General features: G+C 43.5%; 20 protein-coding genes. 7 read left to right on the top strand and 13 right to left on the bottom strand.

The features are described from left to right. Positions 1–111: 111 nt before the first annotated feature. Entirely contained in the window at positions 112–423 is a 312-nt protein-coding gene (locus V7K67_RS04845) for a hypothetical protein (RefSeq protein ID WP_334729441.1), read from the bottom strand. Between V7K67_RS04845 and V7K67_RS04840 the strand changes: the two genes are divergently transcribed. The 6 genes from V7K67_RS04840 (at position 415) to V7K67_RS04815 (ending at position 5,619) form a co-directional block, all read left to right on the top strand. Continuing rightward, a complete protein-coding gene (locus tag V7K67_RS04840) occupies positions 415–630 on the top strand; it encodes a type II toxin-antitoxin system RelE/ParE family toxin (protein WP_334729442.1) in 216 nt (71 codons plus the stop codon). The genes V7K67_RS04845 and V7K67_RS04840 overlap by 9 nt on opposite strands. Positions 631–632: 2 nt before the next feature. Beyond that, entirely contained in the window at positions 633–947 is a 315-nt protein-coding gene (locus V7K67_RS04835) for a helix-turn-helix domain-containing protein (protein WP_334710449.1), read from the top strand. Between the two features lie 125 nt (positions 948–1,072). Continuing rightward, complete coding sequence (locus V7K67_RS04830) at positions 1,073–1,441, top strand: hypothetical protein (RefSeq protein ID WP_334729443.1); 369 nt, start codon at positions 1,073–1,075, stop codon at positions 1,439–1,441. A gap of 216 nt (positions 1,442–1,657) precedes the next feature. Next, positions 1,658–1,912, top strand: coding sequence for a TIGR02450 family Trp-rich protein (locus V7K67_RS04825; protein WP_334729444.1), 255 nt, complete (start codon positions 1,658–1,660; stop codon positions 1,910–1,912). Positions 1,913–3,107: 1,195 nt separating this feature from the next. Then, positions 3,108–4,625 (top strand): galactose oxidase-like domain-containing protein, encoded by a 1,518-nt coding sequence (locus V7K67_RS04820; RefSeq protein WP_335165434.1) that lies wholly within the window; start codon positions 3,108–3,110, stop codon positions 4,623–4,625. A gap of 61 nt (positions 4,626–4,686) precedes the next feature. After that, a complete protein-coding gene (locus V7K67_RS04815; RefSeq protein ID WP_335165432.1) occupies positions 4,687–5,619 on the top strand; it encodes a hypothetical protein in 933 nt (310 codons plus the stop codon). Between the two features lie 204 nt (positions 5,620–5,823). Here the strand turns inward: V7K67_RS04815 and V7K67_RS04810 are convergent, their stop codons facing one another. Continuing rightward, positions 5,824–7,035 (bottom strand): aspartate aminotransferase, encoded by a 1,212-nt coding sequence (locus V7K67_RS04810; RefSeq protein ID WP_334729448.1) that lies wholly within the window; start codon positions 7,033–7,035, stop codon positions 5,824–5,826. Next, entirely contained in the window at positions 7,032–8,225 is a 1,194-nt protein-coding gene (locus V7K67_RS04805) for an iron-containing alcohol dehydrogenase family protein (RefSeq protein WP_334729449.1), read from the bottom strand. Before V7K67_RS04805 ends, V7K67_RS04810 begins: the two co-directional genes overlap by 4 nt. 368 nt (positions 8,226–8,593) lie before the next feature. On the opposite strand from V7K67_RS04805, the gene V7K67_RS04800 reads away from it, so the two are divergent. After that, positions 8,594–8,725, top strand: a complete 132-nt coding sequence (locus V7K67_RS04800; RefSeq protein WP_334729450.1) for a hypothetical protein — start codon at positions 8,594–8,596, stop codon at positions 8,723–8,725. Positions 8,726–9,063: 338 nt separating this feature from the next. On the opposite strand, the gene V7K67_RS04795 is transcribed toward V7K67_RS04800, so the two are convergent. The 10 genes from V7K67_RS04795 to dndE all read right to left on the bottom strand — a co-directional run bounded on the left by V7K67_RS04795 (position 9,064) and on the right by dndE (position 17,891). Further along, positions 9,064–9,588 carry a Ycf51 family protein gene (locus tag V7K67_RS04795; RefSeq protein ID WP_334729451.1) on the bottom strand — a complete coding sequence of 175 codons (525 nt, stop codon included), beginning with the start codon at positions 9,586–9,588 and terminating at the stop codon, positions 9,064–9,066. A gap of 235 nt (positions 9,589–9,823) precedes the next feature. Further along, positions 9,824–10,033, bottom strand: coding sequence for a twin-arginine translocation signal domain-containing protein (locus tag V7K67_RS04790; RefSeq protein ID WP_335165428.1), 210 nt, complete (start codon positions 10,031–10,033; stop codon positions 9,824–9,826). A 357-nt stretch (positions 10,034–10,390) separates the two neighbouring features. Then, a complete protein-coding gene (locus V7K67_RS04785; protein ID WP_334729453.1) occupies positions 10,391–11,869 on the bottom strand; it encodes an O-antigen ligase family protein in 1,479 nt (492 codons plus the stop codon). Further along, on the bottom strand, positions 11,851–12,693 hold the full coding sequence (locus V7K67_RS04780; RefSeq protein WP_334729454.1) for a hypothetical protein: 843 nt from the start codon (positions 12,691–12,693) through the stop codon (positions 11,851–11,853). Before V7K67_RS04780 ends, V7K67_RS04785 begins: the two co-directional genes overlap by 19 nt. A gap of 549 nt (positions 12,694–13,242) precedes the next feature. Continuing rightward, positions 13,243–13,800 carry a GNAT family N-acetyltransferase gene (locus V7K67_RS04775; protein ID WP_334729493.1) on the bottom strand — a complete coding sequence of 186 codons (558 nt, stop codon included), beginning with the start codon at positions 13,798–13,800 and terminating at the stop codon, positions 13,243–13,245. 45 nt (positions 13,801–13,845) lie between these two features. Beyond that, the gene (locus tag V7K67_RS04770) at positions 13,846–14,037 is read right to left on the bottom strand and encodes a hypothetical protein (RefSeq protein ID WP_334729455.1); all 192 of its coding nucleotides are present in this window, start codon (positions 14,035–14,037) and stop codon (positions 13,846–13,848) included. 160 nt (positions 14,038–14,197) lie between these two features. Continuing rightward, positions 14,198–14,611, bottom strand: a complete 414-nt coding sequence (locus tag V7K67_RS04765) for an ABC transporter permease (protein WP_334706132.1) — start codon at positions 14,609–14,611, stop codon at positions 14,198–14,200. Beyond that, positions 14,596–15,897 (bottom strand): AmpG family muropeptide MFS transporter, encoded by a 1,302-nt coding sequence (locus tag V7K67_RS04760; RefSeq protein WP_334729456.1) that lies wholly within the window; start codon positions 15,895–15,897, stop codon positions 14,596–14,598. The genes V7K67_RS04765 and V7K67_RS04760 overlap by 16 nt, the downstream gene beginning before the upstream one ends. A gap of 97 nt (positions 15,898–15,994) precedes the next feature. After that, positions 15,995–17,452 (bottom strand): DNA phosphorothioation-associated putative methyltransferase, encoded by a 1,458-nt coding sequence (locus V7K67_RS04755; protein WP_334729457.1) that lies wholly within the window; start codon positions 17,450–17,452, stop codon positions 15,995–15,997. 52 nt (positions 17,453–17,504) lie between these two features. Beyond that, positions 17,505–17,891 carry a DNA sulfur modification protein DndE gene (dndE, locus tag V7K67_RS04750; protein ID WP_334729458.1) on the bottom strand — a complete coding sequence of 129 codons (387 nt, stop codon included), beginning with the start codon at positions 17,889–17,891 and terminating at the stop codon, positions 17,505–17,507. Positions 17,892–17,972 lie beyond the last annotated feature (81 nt).

Below are 17,972 nucleotides of genomic sequence, written 5' to 3'. Positions count from 1 at the left end.
AGATCGGTGTTCACGTCTTGTAAAAGTGGTATTTTCCCCTAGTTCCCATTTCCCATTGGCAATACTCACAACGATAATTGGCTCGTTGTGCGATCGCAGCGTAATAGCGATTCACAAACTCTCTTGCTGGATCAATGTGGCTGTTCTGGCTGTTGCTGCTCTTAATTCTGCCTCAACCAAAGTATCCAGTTCTGCTTGTTGCTCTGGTGGCAATGCTTGCCCCTGATCTCGTGCCAACCACCTTAACAATTCAAAATTCAAGCAGAGTATATCAGATATGATATAAAATGGTATGGATAATGATGATAAACCTTTAGTCTGGCTATACGGCGAGGTTAAAACTCCACCTGTCAGGAAGCTCGTGTTGAGGTAGGTTTTCTCTTGAGGTGCTTGCAGCAAGGTGAGAACCTGGAATTGCCTCACTCACGACCAATGCCAAGTATTGGAGCGCATTGCCATGAGTTACGCATTCGAGATATGGACAAAAATTGGAGAATCATTTATCGAATTGATGACGATGCCATTTTGATTGTCGAGGTGTTCAATAAAACTACGCGAACAACACCTGAGCAAGTGATTGAAAATTGTAAAAAGCGATTGAGTAAGTACGATACAGATACACAGTATTAGTCATGGATCAACTTAAAAAGGAACATCTAGAAGCAAGAGGTTGGAAGGTTGGCACAGTTTCAGAATTTTTGGAACTAACGCCAGAAGAAAATGCTCTGGTTGGAATCAAACTAGCACTCAGCCGGAATTTAAAAGCACGACGACAAAAAGCAATGACACAAGTTGAATTAGCCGAGAGAATTCACTCAAGTCAACCGCGTGTTGCTAAGGCAGAGAATGGTGATGCTTCAGTTTCAATTGAACTGTTGATACGTGCGATGCTAGCAACAGGTGCAACCCTTCAAGAAATTGGCAAGGTTATTGCCGAAGCTGGCTGAATCTCAGCATAAATCTAAATGCGTACACTCACTCGTATTAAAGTTTTTCTACCTTGCTTCCACCATTCTCCTCCTGCCCCCACACAGAGTTAACATAATCCCAGGTCGCTTAGTGGATGCTGAAAATGATTGACCCCTACGACTTTGAAGATGATGACTTTGATTTTGAGGATGAAGATTTCTTGAAAATAAAACCCATCAGCCAAATGACTGAAGGGGAAAAGCTAGTGCGTTTTAAGCGGTTCTTCGATAGCAGCAGCCGTGCGATGTTGCAAGACTGTCTATTTCGCATCCTCAATTACGAAGATGGTACAGGCACATTAGAAATTCTTTGCCCTAATGAAGTCGTAAGGCAACGCCTTTCCAAGAAAAAGCGCAAAATTACCAACAACATCAACACCTGTTGGAGCCATATCAGATGGTTTTCGCTATGTGTCCAGCAAGATAATGAGTTGCATTGTCAGAAGTTTACACGTAATGGTGATTTGGTTTAGGGGACTGGGGGAGAGTAGGGGAGAAATAACTAATGGCTAATGGCTAATGGCTAATGGCTAATGGCTAATGGCTAATCCCGCATTTCTCACAACCAGTAGGGGCGGGTTAACAGATATGATCTATCATTCATGAATGTCTCGCTTAACCCGCCCCTACGACCTCTGCACTTCGGTTTGATAAATCTGGTGAGAAATCCAGGTAATGACTAATGACTAATGACTAAAAAACAAAAATTTCCTTACCTAGTTGGTTCTAAGTGGACGGCACAGCAAAAAGTTGATGGCTGGCGGCACTTCCAAGTTGTCAATCGTAAAAATCAGGCTAAGTGGGTTTACGCCGAAATGGTTGCTGCTTGCGATCAGAAAGTCCGTTTTTGGATAAATGCCAAATTATTACAAGATAACTCCCAATGGCAGCCTGGCTGGCAAACATTACAGGAAATCCACGGACTTGAAACTGAGGTGTCCTGATTTGCCTCGTGCTTCGTTCCCAGTCATAGACCTACCCTATATACACAAGTCCACCCTGAGCGAGTTTCCAGCCAAGAAAGATAGATTCAAATTGTCTTAAACCATGAACAAGAGTAGGCATTCCAGCTTCTCTCAGTGTCGTGCCAATTGATACAGCACCCGTTAACAATTCAAAATTCAAAATGACGCTCTCTACGAGACGCTAAAAGCGAACGAGGACTCGCTCTAAGCGTACTCCTACGGAGAAGCAAGCTACGCGTAGCGTGTCGCAGACAAGCCATGCCGTTCGCATTAGCGTCTCTGAAAGAGAAGGCTTTAGGCTGCGCTAACAAAATTAAAGACATTTCAGACGTTCGCGTAGCGTCTCGTAGAGAAGAGAAGTGCCAAGCGATAAGTTAAGAGCGTTGTGGCAACTGACGCTCCTCCGTCGCTCACGCTAGCGCTAACGGGGGATTTAAACCCCGACTGAAATGGGTGCTACATGTAGATTGCAGGTTCTTAAACCCTTTAATTTACGATAGAGCAAAGACCTGAACCATGAGGTATTTCCCTATTTATTGCTTCACAGTGGGGAAGATCCAACTTTGAATCATCGTGATTCTACCAAACCAAAATATGAGTATCAAGAAAGATCGCAAATTATTAACTTCAAAATTCTGATTTATTTCCCAATCATCAAGACAAATAACGGGTTCATTCGGATCTGCCAAATAAGCATAGCTTAACTGGATACTTGACAGCATAAACTATACCATTTCCGAAGCAACTGAAGTACACCCAAATCTTTTTTACCAAAGTTAGTAGCTTTGAAAACATACCTTAAAAGGTCAAGAACCTCTATATGCAAAGCTTAATTACTATTGACATAACGAATTTTACTTGAGCTTTTTATAAAAAACATCGTATCTTAACACTCAATACTTGACAGCATGAACTATACCATTTACGGAGCAACTGAAGTACGCCCAAATCTTTTTTACCAAAGTTAGTAGCTTTGAAAACATACCTTAAAAGGTCAAAAACCGCTATATTCAAAGCTTAATTACTATTGACACAACGGATTTTACTTTAGCTTCTTATAAAAAACATCATATCTTAACACTCAAAGAGCCTAAAGAAGAAGTAGATATAAATTTATCAAGATGATGATTGAAAGAACAAAAGTCAAATTTACGTAGGAATTATTGTAAATAAAATGACTCAACCTAATAATAAGACTACCCTTCTAGAGGAAACAGATTCAGGGACTCTCATAGCTCAGGCTGGCACCGCAGGAAACACATGGCAAGTATTGTCGTATCAAGCCCCAATCCTACCCATACATGCCGCCCTATTTCATACTGGTAAAATATTATTTTTCTGTGGCTCAGGTAACGATCCTAGTCATTTAAATACTCCATACAACAGTGTGTTATGGGATGTAAATGCGGGAACCTTTATCTATCAAGGGCCTCCATTGAATAGTAATAATCAACCTATTGACCTTTTTTGCGCCGGTCACTCCTTCACCCCCAATGGGATGTTAATGGTTGCGGGTGGAACTCTACAGTACGACCCATTCTATGGTTTACCCACTGCTTTGATGTTTGATCCCATTGCCGAAAAATGGATCAGCATGCCATCAATGAATAATGGCCGCTGGTATCCTACTCTGTTAACACTAGGCAGTGGTCGGATATTAGCCGTGTCTGGGCTTGGTATAGATGGCAATCTCAACCAACAACCAGAAATTTATTCTTCGACATTTGCAAATGGTTGGAACGCTTTTCCAAGAACTAGCGCCTTACCGCAATACGCACAGCTATTTCTACTAAGTAATGGGAACGTCTTTTATTCCGGTGCTCAAATGGGCGCCACTTCAGTGGCACCAAGGATATTAACCCTGCCAGGGACATTTACACAACCCATTACAGAACAAGTGGTGCCAGGGTTGCAATTCCCAGATTGTGGTAATCAAGCTACCAGTGTGCTTTTACCACCTGCACAAGACCAAGCAGTAATGATTATAGGTGGGGGTAATACTACTTCTAGTATTGAGGGTAATACTAGTCCGAATGCGGCAATAAACAGGGTGAATATTGCCTTACTAAATAGGCCTAACCCAACTTACTACGGATCAAGAAATCTACACTATGCTCGGATGCATCTCAGCGCAGTTTTATTACCCGATCGCACAGTGTTTGTTTGTAATGGTAGCCAAATGAATGAGAACACAACACAATCAATGCTGCCAGCAGAAATCTACAGTCCAGTCACAAATAGCTGGACTGTAGTAGCTAAACAAAATGTCCCCCGCGTATATCACTCGATAGCCTTGCTCCTACCAGATGGTAGGGTAGTCACAGCTGGGGGGAACCCTCAACGGACTGTCAATGAACTGCGATTAGAAATCTACAGTCCTGCCTATATGTCGCGGTCACGACCAATTATCCAGAGTGCTCCTCAAGCATTGAGCTACGGGCTGCAATTTACGATTCAGACACCCCAAGCTGCGAATATTCAATGGGTTAGCCTGATTAGACCAATGGCAACTACCCATTCCTGCGATACAGAACAAAGGTTAGTGGATGTACCCATTAATTTTAGGAATGCCACTTCTCTCAATGTCACACTAACAACCAATCGAAACATAGCACCACCAGGGTGGTACATGCTTTTTATTAGTGACAACAATGGCACACCATCAGTAGCAACCTGGACGCAACTATCTTAGCCTTACCTGTTTATATTCACACTGCTACCTAATAAAAGTCATTAATTTTAGGAAGGGAAATATGGGTTACAAGCTCTCACGTCGGCAATTTGGCCAGTTGGTACTTGCTGGAACTGTAGTATCTGGGTTTAGTTATCTAACTAACAAAGCCTTGGCGCAAACACCGAGTTTAAATATTGTCGGTATAGGTTCTACCCCTATCACCACTGATCCAACGGCTATTCCAGAGGTAAACACCACTGAATTATATAGCACTCACCAAAACAGTGTAACCACAGATATTAAGCCTGTAGGACTTGTTTTGCGATCCTTAATTACAGGAAAAGCTCAAGTAATTGCGGATAACAGTACGCCTTTATTAGAGCCTAATGAAATATTGAGTGGCTTTACTTCTTTAAGGGATGGCACACTTGTTGTAGCCATTACTCCTGTTACGACTAGTAGGAGAAAAGCGACACCTAATCGCCTGACATTTTTGGGTGCGTCTTCTGCAAAAACTTTGATAGTCTCAGGACTTAATGAGAATCAACAGCTTGGGAGCTTGCTAGGCACTAATGATGGGCGACTCATCGGTTTAGTAGGTAGCAAGAACGGTGTACCACCTATCACATTGGTAGATATTAACCTTAAAACAGGAGCGATAAGTCCTCTTAGTCAGATTACAATCCCGAAGGATAAGCGGGTTAGCAATCTAGCTGAGTGCCCAGATGGAAAATTCTATACGTCTTTACTTGGATTCCATGGTGAAACAAGTCTGGTGCAACTAGGCTCAAATCAAGAAAAGCCGATTGTACTGGCACAATTGAAAGTTGATGGTCAGGCATGGAATAATGGCTTACAAAACTTAGTTTGCTCTGGAACAGGGCAACTCCTCGCCTTTGGAGCTATGAGGTATCAGACACCTAATGCTGTGTATAGCATCGATAAAAAGAGTGGAAACATGACTCGGCTAGAAAACTTTGACGTTACTCAGATTGCACTTGTTCCTGGTTAAAAAGAATTGAGTCGATATTTAGCAAAAAAGTGCCAAGCCCTCAAAGCAATACGAGGGCTTTCTATTGACAAAAAGTGCGAAATATGAATTATTTAGGATTAAAATGACTGTAAATGAAAATCTAGTTTCCTAACAGTCAATCATTACTAAGATTGGCTTTCAGCTTTTATTCACATAACCCTGACTTGACTGGGGATGCTATCTCTATTGTGAAATCGAGACTACAGCTTCCGGTTGATAGCAGATGCCTGCTTGCTTAAAGCGATGTAAAACTTCACCCAAGCGATCGCAGTCGGCAATCAAACTGATCCTGACATAACCCTCACCTGCAACCCCAAAGGCATTACCTGGAGTCAAAACAACGCCTGTTTGTTGCAACACGTTCAGGGCAAAATCTGTGGAACCCACGCCAACGGGACATTTTACCCAAAGATACATTGTCGCCTTGGTTTTGGGGATATCCCAACCCAACTCCCCTAATCCGTGAATCAGGAAATCGCGGCGGGTGCGGTAGCGTTGTTGTACCTCGTGTAAATACACGTCTGGCAGTTGTAAAGCTGTTTCGGCTGCTGTTTGTAAGGCGGCAAAAATGCCGTAATCCAAGTTAGTTTTCAGTGTCCGCAAACCTTGAATGACATGGCGATTGCCCACCACAAACCCGACGCGCCAACCAGCCATATTGTAGGTTTTAGATAAGGTGTGAAATTCCACGCCAATATCTTTCGCACCAGGAATTTCTAACAAGCTGGTGGGTTGATAACCATCAAAAGCTAATTCGGCATAACACAAATCATGCACCAGCAAAATTTCGTATTTACGGGCAAAGGCGACGATTTCTTCAAAAAATTCGCGGGGTGCAGTGGCAGCAGTGGGATTGCTGGGATAGTTAAAATAGAGAATTTTAGCAAGTCTAGCAACCTCGTCAGGAATGGCAGCTAAATCTATTAACCAGTCATTCTCTGGTTTGAGAATCAAACTGTGGATTTTTCCGCCTGCGATCGCCGGTCCCCGGAAATGTGCAGGATAAGCGGGGGAAGGAACTAGAACTAAATCACCAGGGTTAACATAGGCGAGTGCTAAATGGGTTAATCCTTCTTTAGAACCCAGCAGTGGCAAAGCTTCGCTATCAGGATCGAGAACCACACCATAACGGCGATGATACCAGTTGGTGATGGCACGGCGGAAACTAGCTGTGCCCTCAAAAGGCGGATAACCATGATTAGCGGGATCTTTTAAGGCGGCGATCGCCGCTTCTACAACTGGTGCGGGAGTTGCACCATCGGGGTTTCCCATACCCAAATCAATTAAATCTAACCCTTGTTCCCGTGCTTTAGCTTTGAGTTCATCTAAACGGGCAAATACATAAGGTGGTAGTTTTTGTATGCGTTCTGCTGGGACAATCCAATTTAAACTCATTCTTCAACCTCGTCACTCATTCCCTTGGGCGAAACTCGATTTGTCGTATCTCTACTATCTATAGGTGCAGTGGTAGAAACCATTGCTGCCATCAGCTGTTCCAACGCGACTTTAAACGGTAGTCGATGGATGTCAGAATTAGGAATTAGTGCAATTTCGGCGGCTGTTTGCAACTCGCCTAATGTAATATTGCCCAATCCCAAATCACTTAATTTTTGGGGTAGTCCAATTTCTGTGTAGAACTTCAACAACTGTTGTCGTGCCGATGCTGCTAATTGATTGCCTTGTAGCATTTCTTCTAAACGCAGTTGCACCAAAATCCCAAAAGCAACCTTTTCGCCATGAATACTACCATGCCCTGAAATATGAGTTAAACCGTTATGCACGGCATGGGCGGCAACTGTGCGACACTGTGCCCCTCCAAGTCCCCCAACTACCCCAGCGAGTAACACAGTCGCGTCTACAACTTCTCGCCAAACTTCACTACCTGGTTCTTTTAAGGCGGCGGCTGACTTTTGCAAGAGGATATCTCGCAAAACTCGCGCTTGTTGCACTGCGGCAATAATTAAAGTGTCTTGCAAATGTCCACTGCTAACTGAGGCTTCATACCACTTAGCGATCGCATCACCAATTCCAGCTATTAAAGTATGTTGGGGTGCAGTTTTAATTAAGTCATAATCGAGAATCAGTAAATCGGGACAACGAGATAACCCGACATCGTAGAGAAACGCCCCATCTTCCGAATAAACATTCGATAAAGCACTCCAAGCTGCACAAGTAGCCCCGGAAGTCGGAATCGTCACCACTGGCAACTTTAACTGCTGCGCGACTAATTTCGCTGTATCTAAGGCTTTGCCGCCACCAACACCGATAATTACATCAGCTTTATGTTCTTTCGCCGTTTTCTGTAAAGATTTCAGACTAGCTTCGCAGCAATCTGCGCCATAAGAAGCTTGAACAGTATGTAATTGTTGCGCTTCTAAAACGGGTTGTAAATTTTCTTGACTGATAACGAGAGTAGACTTACCTACCACAATTAAAGGACGACTTCCCAAACAGGCAATCTCTGCTGCGGCTGCTTGCAACACCCCAGAACCACGGATTACTTTTGCTGGGGAAATTGTCAGCGTCAATAATGAACTAGAGGTTTGAATAGACAAAGAAGGTTGAGTAGAAATCTTATTGGACATATAATCTAGTTTGCCAAAACCTTGATATTTCTTAATCAAATAGACTGGTAATCAGGGATACTTGTTGCCAAGCTGGCTTTTGGATGGCTCCAACCTTACACTGACTCATCTAGATTTGAGCCAAGTAATGAAATAGACAAAGCCTATTGCCGACGACTGATTGAGTAGTTTGACAATGTTGCTTGAATCTATAAATGTCCATTAACCTGAAATTCCGAACTATCAAAGTTTTGAATAACCGTATAACTAATTAACATTACCATTGTCAGATTCTCAAGAAAAGCAATTGAGAATTGATAATGTGTAAGTGGTCATGCTATTTCATGCAATCCTGAGCTAAAGATACATAATTAGGGGTGTGCGACTATATGCCGCGACAACTGATTGATTTACCGCAAAGACTTGTGAAAATGGCAACAGTGGTAATTAGGACAACAACTAACAAATCACAACTGTCATTACCCATTACCTGCACGATGATTAACCTTTTGCCACAGTAGAACCACTAAAGTGTGAATATCTTAATCTAAAAATAACCATTAATGTATCAGTAAATACAAAATAAATTTTGTCATCCTGATAACAGGTAAATTATTTTTTCTATGGGCATTGGGCATTGGGCAAAACAGTTCCGAGTTCCGAGTGCTGAGTGGGGAATCTCACTTCTTTGTTCCGAGTTCCGAGTGGGGAATCTCACTTCTTTACTCAGCACTCAGCACTCAGCACTCCTGAAGGGCATTGGGCATTGGGCATTGGGCATTGGGAACAGACAAGGAAAAAACTTGTTCAATAATTCTCCCTCATCTCCCTCATCTCCCCCTGCCCCCTGCCCCTCTGCTTAAGAAGCGGTAGGTTTTGGTAATTGGGCGAAATTTTCTGTGTAAATTTTGACTGTTACTGGGGAATTTTGATGAGAAACAAGCGATCGCTTGACCTCTCCCAAATAAACTGGTACAGAAATCCCTTCTTCTGGGTGGATAATGGTACGGGCGCGAACTGTCAAATTTTCGTCTTCTCGTGTACCAGAACGACCATAAGAAAAGAGATTACTAGCTGCTTGATGTAAAGTTGCTTCTAATTCTGTGGGTGTAATTTGGGGTGAAGTGGCAATCACCGCTTTTGTTGACCCATTGTCATAAACTAGAGTGTAGCGTACTGACCCTGGAATCACAGTCCGACTCAAGGGCACTATTGAGAGTGCAAATAAACCACTAGTCAGCACCACCATAAAGCCAGTCGTACCCACCAGCCGAAAGCGAATGCCCCATTTGAGAACAAAAGCCAAAAATGTTAAGGCAGCAAATACTAGGGTAGCTATGCCCATCCATTGGGTGTATTGAAGAAAGTTAGCTGTTGTGAGCATAAGATTGGTTAGTGAGGTGTCTTTTCTGCGTTACCGACACACCCATTTTACCGAGAAATTGGGTTTAAAGCGCCGTCATAAAGGACGGCTTTCAATATATAGGACTTACGCACACTCTATGAATTCTCGGCGCTCTTGGCGTCTTCTCTACGAGACGCTGCGCGTTGGCGTCAGCCTCTCGAAGAGAAGGCGGTTCGATAAATTAGGCTTTTTGGCGATTTTTGCGTAAGTCCTATTATCTCCTCCCTTCAATATCATTAACACATCCCCGCAGGGCATCTTCTCCGGGATATTTGTTAATCCCCACAAGCAGTGCAAGTTTTCGTGGTGTACTTTTTGCGAGAACTCTGCCAAAGCGATCGGCTTGCGTAAGTCCTAGACTTAACCCTAACCCCGTAACAGTCGAACCAGTCATTTGCAAAAATTGACGGCGATTAAAAGTCATATTTATTACTTAATATGCCAGATATTTTTTCCAAATATGGCATTCTTATGTGTAAATAGCCACGTTAGATTTTAATTTTTTACTGAAAATTCCACAAAAACAATCCAAAAACTTGGACAATAATTTAATACACCAATTCCAACTTAATTGCTGAAAAATCAGACATACAAAAGGGCATCTACAAGAGATGCCCGTCATGCAGGAAAACCCTAAAGGGTTGTCCCTACACCTTCCCAACAATCAGCAACAGTGACTAATTAGGTATTAGTCACACTCACAGTCACAGACGTGAATATAGTAATCTTATTAACTAAAAACTCTAGATGTCCCCAGTGCATACACTGAAAAAACTAATAGCTAATTTTGATGAGATGCAAGTTTGTCTTTTTGGCTATAGCGATCTATTACTCCACAAATGGCAGCCAAAATTAACCATGAAAGCGCATTCAAACGAAAATCGAAGAGGGTGACATCTACTGTATTTAATAAAATCCACCCAACAAAGGCCAGAAGATAACTAAAAAATATCAATCTGTCGCCTGTATTTATATATTTTGACTTTTGCAGTAATTGGACACCTGTAATCAAAATCCAAGCTAGTAAGCCACAAAATAACAAAGCATTGAGAAAACCAGTTTCAGCAGATAACATCAAAAACAAGTTATGGGGATGACCCAAGGGAATCTGCATCTTTGCGTTGTAAAGTGTACTAAAACTGCGTAATCCCCAGCCAGTCAAAGGATGTTGTTGAGCTAAAGACCAAGCAAACTCCCACTGAGTTTTTCGCATTAAAGCGACTGGTCTATTTGGATACATATCGTCATTTAACCTGGCCCAAAAGAATGCAGGCACTACCCAGCGAAAAATGTGAGCGACTGGTGAAGGAGCAAAAGCTGCCAAAAGCACACTAGAAACGATCGCAGTAACGCCACCGACAAGAATGCGCCAACCTTGGTAGAGTGCATAAGCTAAACAGGCAAAAATAGCGATCGCCCACCCATTGCGTGAGTTGGTAAAAATCAAGGCAATGAAATCCACAATTACCGCTACAGTGAGAAAGAGAAAGGGGGCTGGGGATTGGGGATTGGGGACTGGGGGCTGGGGACTGGGGATTGGGGAAGGTGGGGCCCCCTCTGGGGATAAGGGGTAATGGGGATTGGGGACTGGGGACTGGGAAAGTAGAGGAAAAGTTGTTGTACTAAGTCTTTCTCCTTTGCCCCTCTGCTCCTTTGCCCCTCTACCTCTTATGCCCCATACCCATTGTTCAAGCCACAACCCTAGACCAAGGATGAAAACTATTGTTAGATAAGCTGCGAAGGTGTTAGCGTGCAGGAAAAATGAGGCGATACGACCTGGTGGGTTTCCTCCTGGTCTGACTGTCCAACTCAACACAACCCACAAAATCTCGAACTTAAAACTCCAGCCTAAAAATAACTGTCCCAAGCCGATAATTACTACTGGCATGGAACCGATTACCAAAGCCCAAGCCATTTGCCGCAATTGGGCAAATGTTTGAATTAGAGCGCTATGGGCAGCGAAAAGTAAAAAGAATGGTAAGAAATTAAATAACCCAAGGAAAGCTGCTGTCTTTTCTTGGGCAAAGCCAGCACTCACGATCAGCAACACACTCAAAAGGGCAAATCCCCAGTTGATGGGGCGGCGATTAATTTTGCGGGATTGTTTCAGCCAAGTGATTAATGAGACAAAACCTACAGTCACAGCCCCTACTAAAGGACTCAATGGGAAGATTAACAATGCCCATAGAGAGTAGTTCCAAGAAGATTGCCAACGAGATTTGAAATAGTCAAAAACCTTGTTCAAGCTGGCTCCCAACATTCCTCACGAGTGAGGCGAATTTGAGCCAAGGCAAAGATGGTAGGGATGATTCGACCATAGTTAGTAGCGATCGCTCTCCACCCTAAATCCGCAAAAAACCAAGTCCACATGATCGGCCCAATTACAGCAAACATCGTGCGGGCAGCCCCATAACGAGCTGCACTCACAGTCATACCCCGTTGTGCCATTTGCATTGCTACATAGCTTTGGAATTGCGTTGCAGCTGCTTCTGAGCCTGTAATTGCCGCTTGTTTGGCTACTTCATAAGTAGCAAAGTGGATGGCAAATTGACGGGCAATTTGCTTAAGTACAAGTGGCTGGAGAATAGCAGTAACTGCGATCGCACTACCGCCTTTGAAAAGCAACCCCAAGGGATCAGGCTGCAATAAAAGTGGTAGCGGCTCTTTTAGTTCTGATGTGATCAGGTGACGCTGCACCCGGAGAGTCAATTTCTGTTTTTCCTGTTCAGGTAATTTTTTCCACACCTGTCCTAGTAGATGTAAAAATACTTCTGCTTCTAAATCAATAGTTGCCAGCTGATTAGAATAGGGAATTTTTAGATACTTACATACTTGAACTAACGCTTGTCGGTAAGTTACCTGGCCTGTGCGTCCCCGTAATACCGTCACCCCATCTGCCGCCAAAAACCGGAAGCGACCCTCTAGTGAATCTAACCAAGCTTTGCGGTCTTGGCTTTGGACTTCAATGGGTTCGGGTGTGTGTACATAGTCTAGGGGATTGAACTTACGACTAAATAGAATTGCCGTTAAGTCTTGCAATTCTTCTTCGGTCGCTAACTCTAGCGCCGCCCTCATTTCATCCAATTTCCTATCCTCCCTTCCGTGCAGCTTTCTGTACCTTATTCTACTATTAGCTTTCAGCAGTCATTAGTAGTAATTTTGTCCTTTGATAATAACGAATAACTAATGACCAATAATTAATAACCAATGACTAGTGGTCTGTCCCATTAAATTTGAGGGTTAAGAGAACGAACCGCATTCGCGCAGCGTCTCCCCTTGGGAGAAGGACGCAAAGAGCGCAAAGGAAGAAGGAAAGAAGAGAAATTGAAATTTGATTCACCTATCATAATTAATGGGACAGACTACTAGGGACTATTGACTCATGACTGATATTGCAGTAATTAGTACCGGAATCGCCGGTTTAGTCTGCGCCCAGCAGTTAGTTTCAGGAAATTCTGTTTCCTAGTTACAAGCCCCATCACAACAGTGGGTGGGGCAGTTGACCCAAACGAGAACTTCTATACAGCACTTCCGGCAGCTATGAGGTACATCCTCATAGCTGAAAGCTATGATAGGAGAGGGGCAAGAGGAAAACTGTATTGCATAATAGCCGGAAGCGCTGTAACTCAGACGCTAAAGTATGTTATCGCTATCCTTGAGTTTATTTTCTGCACTCAGGAATTTTACCATCCAGATGGATTGGGTTTGATAACCTAACTGATTGTAAAGATTCAATGCGGGTTTGTTTGATTGAAACACTTGCAGTCCAATCTGGCGATCGCCTCTTTGAATAGCCCAATTTTCCACATATCGCATCAAGGCTGTACCAATACCCCGTCGCCGATGTTCTGGTACAACGTAGAGGATAAAGATGTGAGCATGACGGTTTCCATATACTTGATCTATGGCGTTTCCCACCCAGAGGCAGGCTATGGGGGGATGGAGGGCAGAGGGGCAGAGGGGCAGAGGGGCAGAGGAGAGAGATTCTTTATTGCTCCCTTGCTCCCCTGCTCCCCTGCTCCCCTGCTCCCCCTCCTCTTCTACCCACCACAAGGGCGTATCGCTAGAAAAGTATTGCTTAACTGTTTGCTCTAGGTGGGAAAAATCCTCATTGGGAAAGAGATCCTCGTAAGTTCGCTGCATGAATTTAAGCAGCAGCGATCGCTCCAAAGCGGAGCCACGGCGAATCATATATCCAGGTAGTAGTTGCTCAGACACTTAAATACGTTTATTGACTTAGCTGGCTAAGTTAGGTATTGCTGGTGGTAAATCAGTGGGAGTAGGTTGAGAAGTTACCTCTATCTTTTCAATTGGTGCGGGTGCTGCCATATCGGAGGGTAAAAAGATGCGGGCGCTGACTGCCACTAAGGCAAAGACAAATACTAATACTACAAGCAGTGGGGCGATGTATTGACGAAAAATAGCCATATTTTAATTGCAAAGGAAGCTACAAACTTTTATGAGAAGTTAGCTGAAGATTTGTGAAGTATTCTTGATTTATTTTAGCAATGTTATGGGAATGGGCATTGGGCATTGGTTATTCCCCTCATCTCCCTCATCTCCCCCACTCCCCCACTCCCCTGCTCCCCTACTCCCTCTGGCGATCGCGTTCTAAGTCGTCAAGCACTCTTTCGCAATACCAATTTTCCGGCATTCCAGGATAAGTTTCCTTTGCCTGTTCAATTAACCGTTCGGCAGCGGCAGCGTCACCAGATAATTTAGCGATTAGCCTGTTTTTGAGATAGCTATCAGATAAACCCTCCTCTACCTGGTTTGGTATGCCTTCATTTATAGTTGATGGCCGGGACTGCTCTCTTCGCAACTGCCAAAATAAAACGTAATAAAGTGTACCAAAAATTAAAATTAGGCTGAGTGTTCCGAAAAAAGTTAGGAGGTTAAATGCTAGATATCCTAGAACTAACTGCGAGAGAACATACCCAAGTAATAAACCAGTGAGTAAGAGAATAAATGTGCCGACAGCAATAACTACTTGATTCCCCATATATCCTCTTCTTCATTCTCTAATCCTGGTCTGGATAATACTACCACTGGCTTTGGATTCCAAGGGGCAAAGAATGGCAATAATAGTAATCCCGGCAAAGCAGCTATTGCTGTCAGTAGAAAGAATGTAGACCAACCAGTGGTTTGTGCCCATGTACCTGCTGGAGCCGTGAGAATATCTCTACTAAAAGCCTGCAAACTCGAAAGTAAGGCGTACTGTGTAGCGGAAAAGCTTTGGTTACAAAGACTCATCAAAAATGCTACAAAAGCAGCGGTTTCTAAACCGGCACAGAATTGTTCTATATTAACGGCAGCTAACATTAGATAGAAGTTTTTACCTACTACTGCTAACGCAAAGAAAGCCAAGTTGCCGACAGCCTGCATGATGGCGAATATCCAGAGCGCTCGATTAACACCAATTTTGGTCATAACTGCTCCTGCTGCCAAGGTGCCAATAATAGTGGCAAAAATTCCTAGCGCACCAGGAAATGCGATGTCGGTTTGAGTGAAATGTAAACCTTTATCTAACAAAAATGGGGTGGATACATTCTTGAGTAAAGAATCTCCCAACTTGTATATCACAATGAATACCAAAATTAAAAGTCCTTGTAACCATCCCTGACGCTGGAAAAATTCAATAAAGGGTAATTTGACGGCGGCGGATAAAGTCTGAGGCGGGCGATCGCGCAGGACTGGTTCTGGTGCAAAAATAGAACTTACCAAGCCTATGAGCATCAACAGCGACATCAATAAGTAAACGGCTTGCCAAGGCATCCTGTCTGCCAAAAATAGGGTTACATAACCAGTTACTAAAATGGCAACGCGATAACCCAATAAGTAAATAGACGCTCCAGCACCTCTTTCTTCTGCTTCCACGACATCAGTGCGGTAAGCATCAACTAAAATGTCTTGGCTGGCGCTAAAAAAGGCAACAGCCACAGCAGCAATTATTAAAGGTTGTAGCCCTTGGGATGGGTGTTGTAGAGCCATGACAGCTATACTTAACAGTAATGCTACTTGTGTAATTACCAGCCAACCTCGACGGCGCCCCAAAAAAGGCGGTACAAATCTATCTAGTAAAGGCGACCAGAGAAATTTTAAAGAATAGGGCAGCTTTACTAAACTAAAAGCGGCGATCGCTGCCAAGCTGATTCCTTCTTTGGTCAACCAGGCTTGTAGTGTCTGACTGGTTAAATACAAGGGCAACCCTGATGAGAAGCCAAGAAATAACAAAGCTCCCATCTTCGGGCTGCCAAAAATTCGTAGCAGCGATTTATTTACTTCCACAATCTTGAAGATTCCTTGTTATTTAATTGAATTGCAGTTATCTTGCCATAACTGCTGTCTAATTTCGTATAAGCACACAAACCTGCTAAGATTTTCTTTATTTTTCCTTAATTGAATAAATCTGATGCCCTCTGATTTCGACTCTGTGGGCAGCAAGGCATTTTTCCCAACCTTCACGAGTGCCGATGTCGCTTTTGTCTTTGAGCAACCCTAATTCCTGTTCTTGTTGGGTGAGTTTAGCAAATTCTTCGTAGCGTGGGTAGTTGCTAGTAACAAATGTTTCCTTACGGTGCAAAATCGGCGGATTTGCCCTACTTTCGTAGTCTCGGTGAGTTATGAAGAGGGTTTTTAAATCAATACCGATGCTGGCTTTTAACGCTGGGTGGGGATCAGTGTCGAATTCAGGGTAAGACAGATAGGATATTTGCGGCTTATCAGTGTGAAATTTGATTAATGTGGCTTCATCGACACGCCCAATGGTGCGGCTAGCACAACCTTCACAAATTCGTAGTATAGGGTCAAGTGGTGCTAATGCCGAAACATGGACGTAAAGGGCACCGCGCGTGTGTTTACCAATTTTGCTTTTTTCACAAGCAGTTTTAATCACCCCAGGTTTACCTAAACTGAAAAGCTTTTGGTCGGCTACTTGACAAGCTTCTTCATAGCTACTAAAAAAGGCTTTGATATCGTGACGCATTTCTGGCGCTAGCTTTTGCCATGCAGGGCGTCGATCGAAGTGAGTGAGGGCGAGATAAACTTGGATATCTAGAGAACGACGGTAAGCGATCGCATCCCATTCTTCCTCGTCAGTGGCTTGCAAAACTACACCAAAGGCGCGGCGAAAGTTACCAAATTCGCTCAGTAATTCCTGTTCATTTTCCAATTCGCCTTTGGCAGGTAGTCTACCGCGCTTGGTAAAAAAAGCCATTAATGGTTGCAGCTGTTCTTGATAGTCTTCAAACCGCTTGATGGGGATGCGGACTCGCGGTGTAGAAGTCGCAGAAAAGAAGCGGATAGCTTTGTAACTTTCTTTTTCCGCCTCATCTCGAAAAACAAAGTAAACGCCTAAAGCGATCGGTACTGCATCGACATTTAGGACTTCATCAATATAAGTTTTGAGTTCTTCTTGTTCGTAATATTTCTGAAAAGTATTGCGGCGCGTCACAATGCCATCATTGTAAGCAAGTTGGGTTTTGCTGGGAGCATTAATCAGGATTTGAGCCGCGACAATTAAAACTTTCCCGGTGAGTTCCCAAGCTTGGCGAAGGCTTTGACGGCGTTCCTCTGAGTCTTCAATAACGTTGAGGACATAACCCAAGTTGACCACATCGGCGGCGGTGCGTGGTATATCAGGATAGTAGTAAGGGTCCCACCCTGCGCTGGTGTAGCCTAAGTTGCCTACTCGCTGAACATCACCACCGTAGCCGCAACCGTAGTCAAAAAAAGTGGTGTCTGGATTGAGGATTGCCCATTCTATAGCCAATCGTACAGGGCGAGATATGTCAGTGCGAGCGATCGCAGCTCTATGACGCTCAATTTCTAGCGCTTCAGGCATAATAATTAGTTGTCAGTTAACAGTGAACAGTTAACAGTCAACTAATATCCTTTCAATTTTTAACCGCTAGTTCAATTAAATCTTCAATTTTCTTGATATTTGGATCGCCTGCTAGGTAGCCAATACCGCGATGCAAATGTAAGCAAAATTGGGTGGCGAGGGTTTCTTTGTCGGTGGGATAGCCGTCATTGTGACAGCGCTGCTTGAGGGCGAGGAGGAGAACATCGGACATTTCGCCGCCAAAGACGCGCCAAGTCATTTCGACATTGCTATCTTGGGGAATTGGGACGGGGGAGGGTGCGGTTGCTTCTGCGAGGGAACGGCAAAATGCCCAACGGCATAGGATATTCCATTGGTCAATTTTGGTACTGCGCTTAAGTTTGGTAAGTTGGTCTTTGGCTGTTTGGGAGAGTTTTATTCTTTCGATTGGGGATTCCATAACTAAAAGTGAAAGGTATTGAGTAAAAGGAATCTTATATATTATCCTTTCACATAATTAACAATACTTAATACAGAATAT

The sequence above is a fragment of the Nostoc sp. genome (genome assembly GCF_036917155.1).
Lineage (GTDB): Bacteria > Cyanobacteriota > Cyanobacteriia > Cyanobacteriales > Nostocaceae > Nostoc.
The sequence above is the reverse complement of the archived record's forward strand: the minus strand, read 5'-3'. Positions and strand labels throughout refer to the sequence as shown.

Coding starts and splice junctions, on each gene's coding strand:
- V7K67_RS04835 (WP_334710449.1), top strand. CDS start 633: ATGGATCAACTTAAAAAGGAACATCTAGAAGCAAGAGGTTGGAAGGTT.
- V7K67_RS04830 (WP_334729443.1), top strand. CDS start 1,073: ATGATTGACCCCTACGACTTTGAAGATGATGACTTTGATTTTGAGGAT.
- V7K67_RS04825 (WP_334729444.1), top strand. CDS start 1,658: ATGACTAAAAAACAAAAATTTCCTTACCTAGTTGGTTCTAAGTGGACG.
- V7K67_RS04820 (WP_335165434.1), top strand. CDS start 3,108: ATGACTCAACCTAATAATAAGACTACCCTTCTAGAGGAAACAGATTCA.
- V7K67_RS04815 (WP_335165432.1), top strand. CDS start 4,687: ATGGGTTACAAGCTCTCACGTCGGCAATTTGGCCAGTTGGTACTTGCT.
- V7K67_RS04810 (WP_334729448.1), bottom strand. CDS start 7,035: ATGAGTTTAAATTGGATTGTCCCAGCAGAACGCATACAAAAACTACCA.
- V7K67_RS04805 (WP_334729449.1), bottom strand. CDS start 8,225: ATGTCCAATAAGATTTCTACTCAACCTTCTTTGTCTATTCAAACCTCT.
- V7K67_RS04800 (WP_334729450.1), top strand. CDS start 8,594: ATGCCGCGACAACTGATTGATTTACCGCAAAGACTTGTGAAAATGGCA.
- V7K67_RS04795 (WP_334729451.1), bottom strand. CDS start 9,588: ATGCTCACAACAGCTAACTTTCTTCAATACACCCAATGGATGGGCATA.
- V7K67_RS04790 (WP_335165428.1), bottom strand. CDS start 10,033: ATGACTTTTAATCGCCGTCAATTTTTGCAAATGACTGGTTCGACTGTT.
- V7K67_RS04785 (WP_334729453.1), bottom strand. CDS start 11,869: ATGTTGGGAGCCAGCTTGAACAAGGTTTTTGACTATTTCAAATCTCGT.
- V7K67_RS04775 (WP_334729493.1), bottom strand. CDS start 13,800: ATGATTCGCCGTGGCTCCGCTTTGGAGCGATCGCTGCTGCTTAAATTC.
- V7K67_RS04770 (WP_334729455.1), bottom strand. CDS start 14,037: ATGGCTATTTTTCGTCAATACATCGCCCCACTGCTTGTAGTATTAGTA.
- V7K67_RS04765 (WP_334706132.1), bottom strand. CDS start 14,611: ATGGGGAATCAAGTAGTTATTGCTGTCGGCACATTTATTCTCTTACTC.
- V7K67_RS04755 (WP_334729457.1), bottom strand. CDS start 17,452: ATGCCTGAAGCGCTAGAAATTGAGCGTCATAGAGCTGCGATCGCTCGC.
- dndE (WP_334729458.1), bottom strand. CDS start 17,891: ATGGAATCCCCAATCGAAAGAATAAAACTCTCCCAAACAGCCAAAGAC.